The organism is Pseudomonas mangrovi (assembly GCF_003052585.1).
Classification (GTDB): Bacteria; Pseudomonadota; Gammaproteobacteria; order Pseudomonadales; family Pseudomonadaceae; genus Aquipseudomonas; species Aquipseudomonas mangrovi.
Map to the genome: position 1 here is coordinate 123,906 of NZ_QASN01000002.1, position 14,311 is coordinate 138,216.

The 14,311-nt window shown below is 68.4% G+C and carries 18 protein-coding genes; 10 read left to right on the plus strand and 8 right to left on the minus strand.

Translation table 11 applies throughout. The features are described from left to right. Window positions 1-71 precede the first annotated feature (71 nt). The 7 genes from DBO85_RS00640 to DBO85_RS00670 are packed head-to-tail and all read left to right on the plus strand — an operon-like array spanning window position 72 to window position 6,415. Window positions 72-746 carry a thermostable hemolysin gene (locus DBO85_RS00640; RefSeq protein WP_108104267.1) on the plus strand — a complete coding sequence of 225 codons (675 nt, stop codon included), beginning with the start codon at window positions 72-74 and terminating at the stop codon, window positions 744-746. Further along, window positions 730-2,217, plus strand: a complete 1,488-nt coding sequence (locus DBO85_RS00645) for an AMP-binding protein (RefSeq protein WP_108104269.1) — start codon at window positions 730-732, stop codon at window positions 2,215-2,217. The genes DBO85_RS00640 and DBO85_RS00645 overlap by 17 nt, the downstream gene beginning before the upstream one ends. After that, the gene (locus DBO85_RS00650; RefSeq protein WP_108104271.1) at window positions 2,214-2,882 is read left to right on the plus strand and encodes a TenA family transcriptional regulator; all 669 of its coding nucleotides are present in this window, start codon (window positions 2,214-2,216) and stop codon (window positions 2,880-2,882) included. The genes DBO85_RS00645 and DBO85_RS00650 overlap by 4 nt, the downstream gene beginning before the upstream one ends. Next, the gene (locus tag DBO85_RS00655; RefSeq protein WP_108104273.1) at window positions 2,873-3,661 is read left to right on the plus strand and encodes an SDR family oxidoreductase; all 789 of its coding nucleotides are present in this window, start codon (window positions 2,873-2,875) and stop codon (window positions 3,659-3,661) included. The genes DBO85_RS00650 and DBO85_RS00655 overlap by 10 nt, the downstream gene beginning before the upstream one ends. A gap of 14 nt (window positions 3,662-3,675) precedes the next feature. After that, a complete protein-coding gene (locus DBO85_RS00660) occupies window positions 3,676-4,317 on the plus strand; it encodes a tetratricopeptide repeat protein (protein ID WP_108104275.1) in 642 nt (213 codons plus the stop codon). Window positions 4,318-4,358: 41 nt separating this feature from the next. Then, on the plus strand, window positions 4,359-5,018 hold the full coding sequence (locus DBO85_RS00665) for a response regulator (protein WP_108104277.1): 660 nt from the start codon (window positions 4,359-4,361) through the stop codon (window positions 5,016-5,018). Continuing rightward, on the plus strand, window positions 5,018-6,415 hold the full coding sequence (locus DBO85_RS00670; RefSeq protein WP_108104279.1) for an ATP-binding protein: 1,398 nt from the start codon (window positions 5,018-5,020) through the stop codon (window positions 6,413-6,415). The genes DBO85_RS00665 and DBO85_RS00670 overlap by 1 nt, the downstream gene beginning before the upstream one ends. Here the strand turns inward: DBO85_RS00670 and DBO85_RS00675 are convergent. Continuing rightward, the gene (locus tag DBO85_RS00675) at window positions 6,390-6,692 is read right to left on the minus strand and encodes a ribbon-helix-helix domain-containing protein (RefSeq protein ID WP_108104281.1); all 303 of its coding nucleotides are present in this window, start codon (window positions 6,690-6,692) and stop codon (window positions 6,390-6,392) included. The two genes, DBO85_RS00670 and DBO85_RS00675, sit on opposite strands and share 26 nt — an antisense overlap. Window positions 6,693-6,763: 71 nt before the next feature. Continuing rightward, the gene (locus tag DBO85_RS00680; RefSeq protein ID WP_108104283.1) at window positions 6,764-7,345 is read right to left on the minus strand and encodes a DJ-1/PfpI family protein; all 582 of its coding nucleotides are present in this window, start codon (window positions 7,343-7,345) and stop codon (window positions 6,764-6,766) included. Window positions 7,346-7,484: 139 nt separating this feature from the next. On the opposite strand from DBO85_RS00680, the gene DBO85_RS00685 reads away from it, so the two are divergent. Beyond that, window positions 7,485-7,709, plus strand: coding sequence for a DUF3203 family protein (locus DBO85_RS00685; protein ID WP_108104285.1), 225 nt, complete (start codon window positions 7,485-7,487; stop codon window positions 7,707-7,709). Window positions 7,710-7,739: 30 nt separating this feature from the next. Here the strand turns inward: DBO85_RS00685 and DBO85_RS00690 are convergent, their stop codons facing one another. The 6 genes from DBO85_RS00690 to DBO85_RS00715 form a co-directional block, all read right to left on the minus strand. After that, a complete protein-coding gene (locus tag DBO85_RS00690) occupies window positions 7,740-8,900 on the minus strand; it encodes a phospholipase D-like domain-containing protein (RefSeq protein WP_108104287.1) in 1,161 nt (386 codons plus the stop codon). A 57-nt stretch (window positions 8,901-8,957) separates the two neighbouring features. Further along, entirely contained in the window at window positions 8,958-9,290 is a 333-nt protein-coding gene (locus tag DBO85_RS00695) for an amidase (protein WP_108104289.1), read from the minus strand. Further along, complete coding sequence (locus DBO85_RS00700) at window positions 9,287-10,375, minus strand: serine hydrolase domain-containing protein (protein ID WP_108104291.1); 1,089 nt, start codon at window positions 10,373-10,375, stop codon at window positions 9,287-9,289. Before DBO85_RS00700 ends, DBO85_RS00695 begins: the two co-directional genes overlap by 4 nt. 61 nt (window positions 10,376-10,436) lie before the next feature. Beyond that, window positions 10,437-11,222, minus strand: a complete 786-nt coding sequence (locus DBO85_RS00705; protein ID WP_108104293.1) for an oxygen-binding di-iron domain-containing protein — start codon at window positions 11,220-11,222, stop codon at window positions 10,437-10,439. An 88-nt stretch (window positions 11,223-11,310) separates the two neighbouring features. Further along, window positions 11,311-11,853, minus strand: a complete 543-nt coding sequence (locus DBO85_RS00710; protein ID WP_108104295.1) for a cytochrome b — start codon at window positions 11,851-11,853, stop codon at window positions 11,311-11,313. Beyond that, window positions 11,850-12,917 (minus strand): catalase family peroxidase, encoded by a 1,068-nt coding sequence (locus DBO85_RS00715; RefSeq protein ID WP_108104297.1) that lies wholly within the window; start codon window positions 12,915-12,917, stop codon window positions 11,850-11,852. The genes DBO85_RS00710 and DBO85_RS00715 overlap by 4 nt, the downstream gene beginning before the upstream one ends. A gap of 130 nt (window positions 12,918-13,047) precedes the next feature. Between DBO85_RS00715 and DBO85_RS00720 the strand changes: the two genes are divergently transcribed. Together DBO85_RS00720 and DBO85_RS00725 are read left to right on the plus strand one after the other, a co-directional pair. Continuing rightward, window positions 13,048-13,554, plus strand: a complete 507-nt coding sequence (locus DBO85_RS00720; RefSeq protein ID WP_108104299.1) for a sigma-70 family RNA polymerase sigma factor — start codon at window positions 13,048-13,050, stop codon at window positions 13,552-13,554. Beyond that, on the plus strand, window positions 13,551-14,306 hold the full coding sequence (locus tag DBO85_RS00725) for an anti-sigma factor family protein (protein ID WP_108104301.1): 756 nt from the start codon (window positions 13,551-13,553) through the stop codon (window positions 14,304-14,306). Before DBO85_RS00720 ends, DBO85_RS00725 begins: the two co-directional genes overlap by 4 nt. The last annotated feature ends 5 nt before the right edge of the window (window positions 14,307-14,311 follow it).

Consider the following 14,311-nt stretch of genomic DNA (forward strand, 5'->3'; position numbering starts at 1 on the left):
CACGCCACTTAATCCTGGGTTAAGACTGCTTGCCGAGACTCGCGCTCAACATCCAGCCCGAGTCGCCTCCAATGACCCTTCACCCACTGCATCCCTCCCCGCCGCTGGCCCGGATCGGCCGCGAGCAACCGGCTGCGCTCTATCTGGCGCGGACCGGGCAACCACGCCGGGCGGCGCTGGAGGATTTCATCGGCGAACGCTTCGCTCGTCAGCACGGTGCCCGGATCAGTCACTTCCTACCCTGCCTGCTGGGCCTGGAACAGGACGACGGCAGCCTGATCGGTGCCGTGGGGCTGCGCCCGGCCGGTGACACCCCGCTGTTTCTGGAAGCCTACCTGGACCGCCCGGTGGAACAGTGCATCGATGCCACCCCGCTGGATCGCACACGCATCGTCGAGGTCGGCAACCTGGCAGCAGACAGCCCCGGGGCCGCGCGACTGCTGATAGTCGCGCTCACCGACCTGCTGGCCAGCCTCGGCTTCGAGTGGGTGGTGTTCACCGCCACCCGCGAGCTGCACAACAGTTTCCAGCGCCTGGGCCTGCAACCCCGGCAACTGGCCGCCGCAGACCCTGCGCGACTGGGCGCAGAAGGCGCCGCCTGGGGCAGCTACTACCAGCATGCGCCCACCGTGATGGCTGGCCAGATACTCGCCGGGCACCAGCGTTTGCTGCAGCTGGGGCTCTACCCGCGGCTCGGTCACCAGCCCCTGTATGCCGGAGGACTGCCCGATGTGGCCTGCTGCTGAAACTCTTTTCACCCGGCTCGCCGAGCAAGCGAACGCCCTCGCGCTCATCGAGGGCGAGCGCCGCCTCACTGCCGCCGAGGTGCTGAGCGAGGTACAGGCGCGCAGCCAACGCCTGGCGCAGCTCGGCGCCCGTCGCGTGGCACTGGCGCTGGACAACGGCATCGAGTGGGCGCTGTGGGATCTGGCAATCCTCCACGCCGGGCTGGTCTGCGTGCCGCTGCCGGCGTTCTTCTCAGCCGCTCAGCAACAGCATGTGCTTACCAGCGCCGGGGTCGATCTGCTGATCGGCGAGACGGCCGCCAGTGTCCTTGATGGGCGCCTCGTCGGTGAGCTTGAGCTGCTCGTACCGGGTCTGCTGCGTCTGCCGGTGGCGACAGTCACGGCACTGGCGCCTGGAACCTGCAAGATCACCTACACCTCCGGTACCACCGGCCAGCCGAAGGGTGTCTGCCTGGATGCCGCCGCTCAGTTGCAGGTGGCGCAGAGCCTCAGCCTGGCGAGCGAGGGCTGCGCCATCCAGCGCCACCTGTGCGTGCTGCCGCTGGCCACGCTGCTGGAAAACATCGCTGGCCTCTACGCACCACTGCTTGCTGGCGCAGCGGTCGAGCTGATGCCGCTGGCACGGGTCGGTCTGCTCGGTGCCAGCGGTCTGGACCTGGCGCGCCTGCTGCAGAGCCTGACAGAGGCACAGCCGAACAGCCTGATCCTGCTGCCGCAGCTGCTGCTGGCGCTGGTCGCGGCCGCCGAACAGGGCGCCGGCCTGCCGGATTCGCTGCGCTTCGTCGCGGTGGGTGGCGGGCGTGTCTCGGCACAGTTGCTGCAACGCGCCGACGCCCTGGGTCTGCCGGTGTTCGAGGGCTACGGCCTGTCCGAGTGCGCCTCGGTGGTGTGCCTGAACCGGCCCGGCGTACGGCGCATCGGCAGTACCGGCCAACCGCTGCCGCATGCCCGCGTGCGCCTGGCCGAGGATGGCGAGGTACTGGTCGCCGGCGTGCACATGCTCGGCTATCTCGGCGAGCCACCGCTCGCCGGCGACTGGCTGGCCACTGGTGACCTGGGCCACTTCGAGGACGGCTTTCTGGTCCTGCACGGACGCAAGAAGAACCAGTTCATCACCGCCTACGGACGCAACGTCAATCCCGAATGGGTGGAAGCCGAGCTGCTCCAGCAGCTGCCCATCGCCCAGGCCTGGCTGCATGGCGAGGCGCTGGCGCAGAACGTCGCGGTGCTGGTGCCGCGCCAACCCGCCTGCAGCGACGAGCAACTGGCCGAGGCAGTGGCGGCGGTCAACCGCAGCCTGCCCGACTACGCCCGCGTCCACCGCTGGCTACGCGCAGCAGCGCCCTTCAGCCAGGACAACAACCTTGCCACCAGCAACGGCCGGTTAAGGCGCGACGCGCTGCTGGCCCACTACCGCGACGCCCTCGACGAACTGCCGCCCCCACCTATCTGCAACGGAGAAATGCCATGAGCTTCTACCAGACCCTGCTGGCGGAAACCGCCGCCGAACGCGACTACCTGCTGGACAGCCCGATCATCGGCCAGGCGCTGGCCGGGGAAGTCAGCCGCGACAGCTACATCGCCTTCCTTACGCAGGCCTACCACCACGTCAAGCATACGGTGCCGCTGCTGATGGCCTGCGGCGCACGCCTGCCGGAGCGGCTGGAGTGGCTGCGCGCGGCGATTGCCGAGTACATAGAAGAGGAGTACGGCCACCAGGAATGGATCCTCAACGATATCCGCGCCTGCGGCGGTGATGCCGAAGCGGTGCGCAACGGCCAGCCGGCGATGGCCACCGAACTGATGGTCGCCTATGTCTACGACCGCATCGCCCGACACAACCCGGTGAGTTTCTTCGGCATGGTCCAGGTGCTCGAGGGCACCAGCATCGCCCTGGCCACCCAGGCGGCCGGCGTCCTCCAGCAGCGCCTGCAGCTGCCGGCTAAAGCGTTCAGCTACCTGACTTCCCACGGCAGCCTGGACCTTGAGCACATCGAGCTGTTCAAGGGCCTGATGGAGCGCCTGGACGATGCCTCCGACCAGGCCGCCGTGGTGCATACCGCCCGCCGCGTCTACCGCCTCTACGCAGAGATCTTCCGCGGCTTGCCAGGCGCCGGAGGTGTGGCGTGCACCTGAACGAGCGCAGGGTCCTGCTGACCGGCGCCAGCGGCGGCATCGGCCTGGCAGCGGCCTGGCGACTTGCCGAGGCCGGCGCACGGCTGCTGCTGGTGGCGCGCCGCTGCGAGGCGTTGCGGCCGCTGGCAGAACGCTTTCCCGGGCGCATCACCCTTCTACGCGCAGACCTGACCGATCCGGCCGGACGTGCGGCAATAGCGGCCGAAGCCGAGCGCCTGGGCGGCATCGAGGTGCTGATCAACGCCGCCGGGATCGGCCACTTCGGTGCCTTCGAGCAGCTTGACGAGGCTGACATCGCTGCACTCATGCAACTCAATGTCACCGCTACCCTGCAGCTGACCCGCCTGCTGCTGCCTCAGCTGCAGCGCCAGCCACAGGCCTTGCTGGTCAACGTCGGCTCGATCTTCGGCAGCATCGGCCACCCCGGCTTCGCCGCCTACTGCGCCAGCAAATTCGCCCTGCACGGCTTCTCCCAGGCGCTGCGCCGGGAGCTGGCCGACGGCCCGGTGCGGGTGCTGCATTTCGCGCCGCGCGCTACTCGCACCTCGATGAACAGCGCACCGGCGCAAGCCCTCAACGAAGCGCTGGGCAATGCCACCGACACCCCCGAGCAGGTCGCCGGGCAACTGCTTCGCGCCATCGAGCAGGAGCGACGGGAAACCTGGCTGGGCTGGCCGGAAAAACTCTTCGTCCGCCTCAACGCCCTGTTCCCCGGCCTGGTCGACCGCGCCCTGCGCCAGAAGCTCGCCACCATCCTGCGCCATGCGCGCCATCGCTGAAAGGAAACGCCACCATGCGCCTAGTCTCCCTGCTCACCCTGTTGCTCTGCGCCCTCCCCGGCCTGCTGCTGGCCGCCGACAACCCGGAGCCGCTGCGACACCTGCAAACCCGCTGGGCCGAGATCCGCTACCAGTTGCCAGAGGCACAGCAGGAAGCCGCCTTCGCCCGCCTCAGCGAGGAAGCTGCCGCCAGCGTCAAGGCCGCGCCACAATCCGCCGAGCTGCTCACCTGGCAGGGCATCATCCTCAGCACCTACGCCGGCGCCAAGGGCGGCCTGGGCGCGCTGGGCATCGCCAAGCGCGCGCGCAGCAGCTTCGAACAGGCCATCGCCGCGAACCCGCGCGCGCTCGACGGCTCTGCCTACACCAGTCTGGGTACACTCTACTATCAGGTGCCGGGCTGGCCGGTGGGCTTCGGCGATGACGAGCAGGCCGAGGTGCTGTTGCGCAAGGCCCTGGCGATCAACCCGCAGGGCATCGACGCCAACTACTTCTACGCCGACTACCTGCTGCGCAACGACCGCCCCGAGGAGGCCCTGGCCGCCCTGCAGCAGGCATTGAAGGCTGCGCCGCGTCCCGGCCGCGAGCTGGCCGACCAGGGACGTCGCGGCGAGATCGCGGTGCTGCTGGAAAAGGTCCGCGCCGAGCTGGACTAGCCCGCCACGGACAGGCTGAATATGAAGAAAACGGAGGCAGCATGCGCATCCTGCTGGTCGAAGACGACAGCGCCCTTGGCGAGGGCATCCGCACCGCTCTCAAGCCCGAGGGCTACACGGTCGACTGGTTGCAGGACGGCGCCGCCGCCCTGCATGCCCTTACCGAGGAGAGCTTCGACCTGGCGATCCTCGATCTCGGTCTGCCGCGCCTCGACGGCTTGCAGCTGCTGCGCCGCCTGCGTGCGGCTGGCAATCCGCTGCCGGTATTGATCCTGACCGCCCGCGACGCTACCAGCGACCGTATCGCCGGGCTCGACGCCGGTGCCGACGACTACCTGGTCAAGCCGTTCGACGTGGCCGAACTCAAGGCGCGTCTGCGCGCGCTGTTGCGACGCAGCTTCAGCCGATCGCAGCCGGTGCTGGAGCATCGCGGCGTAAGCCTGGATCCGCTGGGCCAGCAGGTGACCTACCTCGGTCAGCCAGTATCGCTGCAGCGCAAGGAATACCTGCTGCTGCACGAACTGCTGGCCCAGCCAGGCCGAGTGCTGACCCGCGACCGCCTGCAGCAGGTGCTCTATGGCTGGGACGAGGAGATCGAGAGCAACGCCCTGGAGGTCCATGTGCATCACCTGCGGCGCAAGCTGTTTCCCGAACTGATCCGCACCGTGCGCGGCGTCGGTTACCTCGCGGACAAGGCCTGATGAAGTCCATCCGCAACCGCACCCTGCTGCTGGTACTGGGTGTACTCAGCCTGTCGCTGAGCCTGATTTCCTACCGCAGCTACCGCGATGCCCAGCACGAGGTCGAGGAGCTGTTCGACGCACGCCTGGCGCAGAGCGCGCGCCTGCTCGCCGGACTGATCGACGCGGATCTGCCGGATTCGCGCCGCGCTCTGCTGCAGGATGCGCTCGACGCGGCGCTGGTGCAGGCCCGCGGCCCGCTCGGCCACGAATACGAGAACAAGCTGGCGTTCGCCGTCTACGACAGTGACGGCGCGCCACTGCTAGGTTCGGCCAGTGCACCGCCCGGACGACTCGAGACCCTGCTCGGCTCGAACGGCGACGGTGACCTGCAGGGTGGCTTTCTGTCACGCGAAAGGGATGGCCAGCGCTGGCGCCTGTTCCTGCTGCGGGATGCGCCCGACGCATTGTGGATACTGGTGAGCGAGCGCGCGGACGTGCGCGGCGAGCTGGCACAGAAGATCGCCCGGCGCAGCCTGCAACCCGACCTGATTGGTCTGCCCCTGCTCGGCCTGCTGGTCTGGCTGGCGGTAGGCTGGGGGCTGCGGCCGTTGGCGCAGATGGCCCGATCGCTGCGCCAGCGTGCGCCGGACAGCCTCGCCGAGCTGCCCAGACAACCGCTTCCGGACGAGCTGCTGCCGATCCGCGATGCCCTCGACCGGCTGCTGGCACAAGTCACCGAGCTGCTCGGCCGGGAGAAACGCTTCCTCGCCGACGCCGCCCACGAGCTGCGCACGCCGTTGGCGGTGCTGCGCATTCACGCGCAGAACGCCCTGGCGGCGACCGAGCCTGCCGAGCGAGATGCCGCCCTGCAGCAGATCAGCGCCGCGGTCGAGCGTGCTGGCCGGGTGGTCGGCCAGTTGCTGACGCTGGCGCGCCTGGAGCCAGGAGCCAGCGAGACACCCCCGAGTAGCATCGACCTGTTGCCGCTGGTGCGCCAGGAGCTCGCCGAACTGGCTCCGCTGGCGCTGGAGCGCGATCAGGAACTGACCCTGGAAGCTGCCGAGGCGGATGACTACCGGCTGCTCGGCGATGGCCCGGCGCTGAGCATCCTGTTGCAGAATCTGATCGCCAACGCCATCCAGTACACACCGCTGAGCGGACGCATCCAGGTCAGCCTGGAAGCAGACGTCAGCCACCTGCAACTGGCGGTGTCCGACAGCGGACCGGGCGTGCCGGCGGCACAGCGCGAGCGCCTGTTCCAGCGCTTCTTCCGCCAGGGCGACAGCTCGGGAGCCGGGCTCGGGCTAGCGATAGCGGCGCGCATCGCCGAACTGCACGGCAGCCGTGTCGAGTTGCTCGACAGCCCGTTGGGGGGGCTCCAGGTACGCCTCAGCCTGCCGCGCCGGCCAGCTTGAACGGCACTACCCGGCCGGCCTTCTGCGCCAGGAAGCGGGTGCAGCTGACGCGCAGGAAGGAGGCGAAGTTGACCACCTCGCCGCGGTAGTCCATCACCTCTTCGTAGAGCTTGCTGATCAGTTGGTTGGTGGTCATGCCGTCGACCTCGGCGATCTCGCGCAGGATGTCCCAGAACTGGTTCTCCAGGCGCAGGGTGGTGACCACCCCGCGAATGCGCAGCGAGCGCGAGCGGGACTCATAGAGAATCGGATCAGCCTTGACGTAGAGCTCGCACACGGGCGCTTCCTCCGACAAAAGAACATAGGCTGCGCGCCGCCGCGCCTCTCGGCAAGGGCGGCGCGCCAGGCTCACAGCTGGATTCGGGTGCCCAGCAGTTGCAGAAACAGCGCCAGCCACTGCGGATGGGCCGGCCAGGCCGGCGCGCTGACCAGATTGCCCTGCACCATGGCCTGGTCGGCCGGGATGTCGACGTACTCGCCGCCGGCCAGGCGTACTTCCGGCGCGCAGGCCGGGTAGGCGCTGCACTGGCGCCCCTTGAGCACCCCGGCGGCAGCCAGCAGCTGGGCGCCATGGCAGACCGCGGCGATCGGCTTGGCAGCGGCATCGAAGGCACGCACCAGCGCCAGCACCTGCTCGTCCAGGCGCAGGTACTCCGGGGCGCGGCCACCGGGGATGACCAGCGCATCGAAGTCCTCGGCACAGACGGTAGCGAAATCGCCGTTGAGGGCGAAGTGGTGCCCCGGCTTCTCACTGTAGGTCTGCTCGCCCTCGAAGTCGTGAATGGCGGTGCGCACGCTCTCTCCCGCCTGCTTGCCGGGGCAGACGGCAATCACCTTGTGGCCGACCATCTGCAGGGCCTGGAAGGGCACCATGGTTTCGTAGTCTTCGACGTAATCGCCGACCAGCATCAGGATGTTCTTCGCGCTCATGAGATGTTCCTCGATCGATGAAAGATGCCTGCAGCTTGCCGCCCGCCGGGCAGTTGCGGGTAACAGCCGGCTATTACGGCGCAGCAGATCGCGTCGTCGTGCGGTCACAACCACGATCCCCTGAATCGGAGAACCTGCCATGAACATCCAGATCGACGAGCAAGCCGGCACCTGCATCCTGGAAATCGACCAGCAGCGCGAGGTGGTCCCGCTGGACCAGATGCGGGTCACCACCGACCGAGAGAAGCGCACCTCGGTGATCGAGCTGCGCGGCCAACTGACGCCGATCAGCGAGCCCGACGCGGAGATGCTGGTGGCCGCAGGTGCGGAGGATGACCGTTTCAACCTGATTGCCGACAGCTAGACAGCCGCGGCCTGCCCCGCCCGAGCGGGGTTACCCGCCGCGCTTGAAGACGTTGATCACCAGACGATCGAGCCAGCCCCACAGGCGTTGCTGGGCGCGTATCCACAGCGGTCGGCGCTTCCAGCCGGCGAGCGTGATCTCGCGACTGTCGGCGAAATCAGTCATGAAGCTCGCCTCGACCGCGTGAGCGAGCGCCGGGTCGAGCGCTTCCAGATTGGCATCCAGGTTGAAGCGCAGGTTCCAGTGATCGAAGTTGCACGAACCGACGCTGACCCAGTCGTCGACCAGCACCATCTTCAGGTGCAGGAAGCGCGGCTGGTATTCGTAGATGCGGATGCCGGCGCGCAAGAGTCGCGGGTAATAGCGCTGGCCTGCGAGACGCACCGGCGGGTTGTCGGTCATCCGCCCGGTGGTCAGCAGGCGTACGTCCAGGCCACGGGCGGCCGCGCGGCGCAAGGCGCGGCGGATGCGCCAGGTCGGCAGGAAATACGGCGTGGCCAGCCACACGCGGCGCTTGCCACCGTGCAGGGCGCGCGCCAGCGAGAGCAGGATATCGCGATGCTGGTCGGCGTCGGCGTAGGCAACCCGCCCCCAGCCTTCACCACAGCTCGGGCTGGGCGGCAGTAGCGCGGCGGGCAACGGTTGCTGCGATGCGCGCCAGGGTCCGCGCTGCGCACAGGCCTGCCATTGGCGATCGAACAACTGCTGCCAGTCGCCCAGTACCGGGCCGCGCATGGCCACCATCACCTCATGCCAGTCGCTCTGCTCGGCCTGCGGCCGCCAGAACTCGTCGGTCAGCCCGGTACCGCCGACAAAGCCCTGCTCGCCGTCCACCAGCAGCAACTTGCGATGGTCACGATAGAGATTGAGCAGCCACTGCCGCCAGCGCACCGGGTTGTACAGACGCAACTCGACGCCGGCCTCCCGCAGCGCCTCCAGGCGGGCGCCGCCCACACCGCGGCTGCCGTACTCGTCGAACAGACAGCGCACCTGCACGCCACGGCGCGCCGCGTCCTCCAGCAGTGGCAGCACTGCCTCGGCACAGTCGCCCGCCTCCAGCAGGTACAGCTCGAAATCGATGCGACGCTGCGCGGCGCTGAGTGCCGCCTGCATGCGCGGGAAAAAACACGGACCGTCGATCAGCAGCTCGAAGGCATTGCCGCGACGCCAGGGAAAGACTCGCCGGGTCACGGGCGCACCGACAGGCGAAGGTGAGTGAAGCGGTTCATGGACAGGACAGGCTCCGTTTCATCGGTCGGAGGCTAGCCTATCCTCTTGCGTCAGCAGACGGCAGCCCTCGCGCTCGCCGAGCCAGACGGCGCTGCGGGTAACGCCCAGGCCCGTGGCGCTGACCCGACGCGCCAGAGGATCGTCGGCCAGTGTTGCCGGCAGCCACTGTTTCACATAGCCGCGACAGTAGTCCTCGGGCATTCGCGCGACGTAGCGGCAGGAACAGTACTCCTTGGCCGTGAAGCTGCCGATGATTCCCGGAAAGGCTGCCAGATGAACGCGCTCGCGCCAGACCAGGACCGCCAGCATCAACACCGTCAGCAGCATCAGCCACTTGAACAGTCTTTTCATGGCTGAGCCTGCCTGCCATAGGCGGCGCGCGCCAGCGCCAGCAGGCGATTGGCATCGAAGCCCGGCTCACGGTCATCGGCGTAGCGCACCACCACCAGCCCTTCCGACGGCATTACATAGAGCCCCTGGCCCCAGTGACCGAGCGCGGCGAAGGTATCCTCAGGCGCATCCGGCCAGGGCCGCGGTTGCGCCGCTGGCGTGCGATTCAGCCACCAGTGCCCGCCCGGCACGCCGCCCCCAGGACTCACTCCTTCACCGACGAAGGGCGTGCGCATGAAGCGCACCCAGTCGGCCGGCAGCAGTTGCGCCTCGCCCCAGCGCCCGTCGCGCTGCATCAGCAGGCCGATACGGGCCAGATCGCGGGCCGTCAGATAGACGTAGGAAGAAGCGATGAAACTGCCGCTGGCATCGCGCTCCCAGGTTGCGCTGCGAATCCCCAATGGTTCGAACAGTGCCTGCCAGGGGTAGTCGGCATGCCGCTCGCCGAGGCGCTCGCGCAGCATCGCGGCGAGCAGGTTGCTGTCGCCACTGGAATAACGGAAATGCGTGCCGGGGGCATGTAACTGGGGATGGTCTGCGGCAAAGGCACCCATGTCGGCCCGGCCGCGGGTGTAGAGCATCGCCACGACCGAGGAGCGCAGCGGGGCGAATTCGTATTCCTCCTGCCAGTCGAGCCCGGACGCCCAGTTGAGGACATCGCGGATGCGCACCTGCGGATGTTTCTGCATCGGTGCGTAGTGCCGTGCCAGCGGATCATCCAGCCGCAGCAATCCCTGGTCGGCCGCCCGCGCCAGCACGCAGGCGAACAGGCTCTTGCTGGCCGACCAGATCAGGTGCGGCGTACTCGCCTCGGTGGCGCCGGCGTAGGCCTCGTGCACGATGACCCCGTCGCGCACCACCAGCAGCGCATCGCTGCGAATGCCGGTGCGCGTCCTGTCATCCCGCGCAGGGAATGCGTAGGCCTGCAGCGCCTGGGCCGCGGTACTGTCCGCCAGCTGCACCGGCCACTGCGGCGACGGCCAGCGTTCGGCACCCAGCGCAAGGCTGCTGCACAGCAGTAAAAACAGGCACGACAGGCGCGGCATCGACGGCTCCCTCCAGCATGGATCGCCGGAAAGCTAGCACGCCGAAGATGACCGCCTCGCGTCAGCGCACCAGTTGGTAGTGCTCCGGCCCGAGCAGGTCGATGCCGCACTCCAGGTTCTCGATCCAGTCGAGGAAGGCGCCGATCGCCGCCTTGCCGACGAAGGGCCTGCCGTGCTGCGGCACCAGCATCTCCACGTCCATCTTGCGCACCATCTGCGCCCAGAGCGCGGTGACCTTGCGGCTGGCCATGTAGCGGCGGTGGAAGGCCTCCATGTGTGGCACGTGGGCGGCAAAGTCTTCCACGGGGCTCGCGTCCTCGACCATCGAGGCGCCCATGTCGCCGGAAAACAGGATCTTGCTCAGCGGGTCGTACAGCTGGAAGTTGCCCACCGAGTGCAGGAAGTGCGCCGGCACCGCGATCAGCTGGCTCTTGCCCAGCGGGATGCGCGCGCCGATATCCGGCAGGGCGATGATTCGCTCGTAGGTGGAGATACCATGGCTCATCGCCAGGTAGCTGGCGGTGAGATGGGGCAGGAAGCGCGCCCAGAGCTTGGAGCAGATCACCTTGGCGCGGGTGTGCAGCAGCCACTTGTCCAGCGAGGCGATGATGTCCGGGTCCTGGTGCGAGGCGAAGATGAAGGTCAGGTCCTGCAGCGGAATGCGCTTGGACAGTTCCAGCGACAGCGGCGTGTAGGTCAGATCACCGCCCGGATCGAGCAGCAGGTGCTGGTCGTGATCGGTGATCAGGAACTGGTTGGACTGCACGCCATCGCCGCTGACGAGATCGTCGAACAGCAGGCACTGGTGTTTACCGTTATCGAACAGGACTCTCGGCTCGCGACGCATGGCAACCTCGACAGGAAAATGCCACGCATGCTAACGATCCGCCCCGGCAAACCCACTGACCTGGATCAACGGGCCGCCGGGGGCTGGCTCAGAGCGGGCGCTGTTTGCCGAGCATCGCCTCGAGCACGCCGTCACGGCGGATCAGGCCGTGATACAGGCCGGCAGCCAGGTGCAGCAGGATGGTCGCGAACAGCGTGTAGGCGAGCCAGGCATGCGCCTCGCGCAGCAGGCTGTAGTGCCCGGCGTTTTCTGCCAGCAGTGCCGGCAGCGGCCACTGGCCAAACAGCACCAGCGGGTACCCGGCGGCCGACTGCATCGCCCAGCCCACCAATGGCTGGGCGAACATCAGCGCATACAGCAACCAGTGCGAGGCGTGCGCCGCCAGCTTCTGCACGCCGGGCATGTCGGCGGGCAACGGCGGCGTCGGCAACAGCAGGCGCAGGACCAGGCGCAGACAGACCAGCGCCAGCAGCACTACCCCAAGACTCTTGTGCCAGGCGACCAGCGTCGGCTGGCTGCCCTCCACGCTGGCGACCATGCCGACGCCAACGAACAGCATGCCCAGCAGGGCGACGGCCATCAGCCAGTGCAGCAGGCGCAGCGGCCAGGGAAAGATCTGCGGACGACTCATGGCTTGGCTCCTTGCTCGGGTTGCGCGGCGGCTTGCGGAGCGCCTTCGCGGGTGCGGCGGCGGAAGGACTCGGCATAGGCCGAGGAGCGTGCACGCAGGATCGGGTCGGCCGAGGCCTGGATGCCGCTCGGCAGCACCAGCGGATCGAAGTTGACGTCCTGGCAGGCGCCCCCCAGCTGCGCCTCGGCGCGTTCGATGACCACGACACCGGCCTCGAGCTGAGCCCGCTCGGCTGGCCAGGCCTGGCTCGAATCGGCCACCGGGTCATCGGGCTCGGCCAGCGTCAGCAGCAGTTGCCAGCGCGCCGGCTGCTGCGCCAGGCGAGCGGAGAACTCCTGCTGCAGCTGGTTCGGATCGCCATCGGGCTGCAGCGGTTCGGCCTCGGCAAGCGGTTGCAACGCCCAGCGCACCGGCTGGATGCTGCCGTCGGCGGCGATCAGATTGAAGGCATGAATGCCGTGGTAGCGGGTGGTGGCAAAACTGCTGCTCGGCTGATTGCTCGCGGCCCAGCGCAGGAAGCTCGCGCTCTCCGGGTGCTTGGCGAAGAAGGCCTGCATGGTCGCCGGATCGGGCTTGCCGGTAGCAGGATCCGGACGCATCGCCCCGACCTGCTCGAAGAACGCCTCGGGGGTGCCTACCGGCAGCACTGGCGGGGTGTTCATCGCCGTGCGCCACTGCTCGCCATTGCTCTGTTCGATCAGCAGCGCCAGGCTGCGCACCGGCGAGGCGATGTCCGGCGTGTGCGGACTGCCGCTGCCGATCGACAACCGCGCCAGTACCGGCAGCCGGCCGGGCTGGAACACCTCGGCGGTCGACAACCCGGCCGCCGCCCCGCTGCTTTCGAACCAGCCGCTGACGCACAGACCCTTGGCATGCGCGCGGCGATAGCCGGGGTGCACGCCGCCGTTTTCCTCGAAGCGATCGACGAAGGCCTGGGCGCTCAGCCGCTGTGGTCCGACCCAGCCGGCGGTCCAGGCGAAGCCTGCGGCCAGTCCGGTGACCACCACGCCGATGACGCCAAACCGGAGCAGCTGGCTGCTGGCTGGCAGGGGGGAATGCTTCATCTGTTGGATTCCATGGTTGCACGCAGAAGACAGCAAGACGCCGCAGCCGCGGATTTATTCCCGAACGCGCGGAATAAAACTGCGCCGCCTGCGTCACACTGCGCAGACCCATCCTGCGAGGAAACCCGCGATGCTCGATGACGACGCCCTGCGCGAACTGCTGCCGCGCCTGCGCCGCTTCGCCCTGTGGCTGATCCGCGACCCGGCCAGCGCCGACGACCTGGTCCAGGCCAGCCTGGAAAAGGCGCTCAGTCGCTGGGCCGGCAAGCGCGCCGGGGGCGAGCTGCGCGCCTGGCTGTTCAGCATCCTCTACCGGCAGTTTCTCGACGGCCAGCGTCGCCAGCGGCGCCAGGCCGCGCTGCTGGCACTGCTCGGCCGCCAGCCGGAACAGGATTCGCCGCCGCCGGAGCAGGGTCTGCAGGCACACGCGACCCTGGCCGCCTTCGAGCAGTTGCCGGCCGAACAGCGCGCACTGCTGATCCTGGTCGGCGTCGAGGGCCTGAGCTACGCCGAAGCCGCCTGCACCCTGGACATGCCGATCGGCACCGTGATGTCGCGACTGTCGCGCGCGCGCAAGGCCCTGCGCGCGCTGGAAGAAGGCGACACGCCCGGCCCGCGCCTGCGGAGGCAGAAATGAGCTTCCCGCATCCGCCCAGCGAGCAGGAGCTGCACGCCTACGTCGACGGCCGCCTGAGCGGCGAACGCCGCCAGGCCCTGGAACGCTACCTGGCCGAGCATCCGGCGCTGGCCACCGAGTTGCAGGGCTGGCAGGAGGATATCCGCCGCCTGCGTGCGGCGCTGGCCGACCCGACGCTGCTGAGCAGCAATCCCCGACTCGACCCCGTGTACATCCGCCAACACCGGCGCCAGCGTCGGCAGCGCCAGCTGGGTATCGCCGCCAGCCTGCTGCTGGCGGTTGTGCTGGGCCTGGGCGGCGGCTGGCAGCTACGCGATCGCGCGCTGCAGGCGAGCATTCCGCCGATGCAGGATGCGCTCGAGGCACACCGTTTGTTTGCTCTGCAGCAGACGCCCGCAGTGGACGTGCGCAGCGTCGACATAGCGGTGATGGAGCGATGGCTGCGCGACAACTTCGGCCACGTCGCCCACCTCGACGCCATGGTCGAGCGCGGCCTGACCCCGGTCGGTAGCCGTCTGCTGGTCAACGAGCAGGGCGCCGCGGCGCTGCTGCTGTTCGAAGATGCATCAGGCGAGCGGATCAGCCTCTATCTGCGCGCGCCTGGACAGCTCTACGGCACCATGCTGGTCGGCAATCGTGCGCAGGGCGAGTTGCAGACGCACTTCTGGTCGCGCGGCGGCTACAACTACGCGCTGGTCAGCCACGCCGGCGACCCGCGCGCGGATCAGTTGCAGCAGGCGCTGCGCCTCTGATCCGC

Excerpts from the sequence above, each read along its gene's own strand:
- DBO85_RS00720 (WP_108104299.1), top strand. The coding sequence starts at position 13,048 with ATGCTCGATGACGACGCCCTGCGCGAACTGCTGCCGCGCCTGCGCCGC.
- DBO85_RS00670 (WP_108104279.1), top strand. The coding sequence starts at position 5,018 with ATGAAGTCCATCCGCAACCGCACCCTGCTGCTGGTACTGGGTGTACTC.
- DBO85_RS00700 (WP_108104291.1), bottom strand. The coding sequence starts at position 10,375 with ATGCCGCGCCTGTCGTGCCTGTTTTTACTGCTGTGCAGCAGCCTTGCG.
- DBO85_RS00665 (WP_108104277.1), top strand. The coding sequence starts at position 4,359 with ATGCGCATCCTGCTGGTCGAAGACGACAGCGCCCTTGGCGAGGGCATC.
- DBO85_RS00645 (WP_108104269.1), top strand. The coding sequence starts at position 730 with ATGTGGCCTGCTGCTGAAACTCTTTTCACCCGGCTCGCCGAGCAAGCG.
- DBO85_RS00705 (WP_108104293.1), bottom strand. The coding sequence starts at position 11,222 with ATGCGTCGCGAGCCGAGAGTCCTGTTCGATAACGGTAAACACCAGTGC.
- DBO85_RS00680 (WP_108104283.1), bottom strand. The coding sequence starts at position 7,345 with ATGAGCGCGAAGAACATCCTGATGCTGGTCGGCGATTACGTCGAAGAC.
- DBO85_RS00650 (WP_108104271.1), top strand. The coding sequence starts at position 2,214 with ATGAGCTTCTACCAGACCCTGCTGGCGGAAACCGCCGCCGAACGCGAC.
- DBO85_RS00715 (WP_108104297.1), bottom strand. The coding sequence starts at position 12,917 with ATGAAGCATTCCCCCCTGCCAGCCAGCAGCCAGCTGCTCCGGTTTGGC.
- DBO85_RS00685 (WP_108104285.1), top strand. The coding sequence starts at position 7,485 with ATGAACATCCAGATCGACGAGCAAGCCGGCACCTGCATCCTGGAAATC.
- DBO85_RS00725 (WP_108104301.1), top strand. The coding sequence starts at position 13,551 with ATGAGCTTCCCGCATCCGCCCAGCGAGCAGGAGCTGCACGCCTACGTC.
- DBO85_RS00710 (WP_108104295.1), bottom strand. The coding sequence starts at position 11,853 with ATGAGTCGTCCGCAGATCTTTCCCTGGCCGCTGCGCCTGCTGCACTGG.
- DBO85_RS00660 (WP_108104275.1), top strand. The coding sequence starts at position 3,676 with ATGCGCCTAGTCTCCCTGCTCACCCTGTTGCTCTGCGCCCTCCCCGGC.
- DBO85_RS00695 (WP_108104289.1), bottom strand. The coding sequence starts at position 9,290 with ATGAAAAGACTGTTCAAGTGGCTGATGCTGCTGACGGTGTTGATGCTG.
- DBO85_RS00640 (WP_108104267.1), top strand. The coding sequence starts at position 72 with ATGACCCTTCACCCACTGCATCCCTCCCCGCCGCTGGCCCGGATCGGC.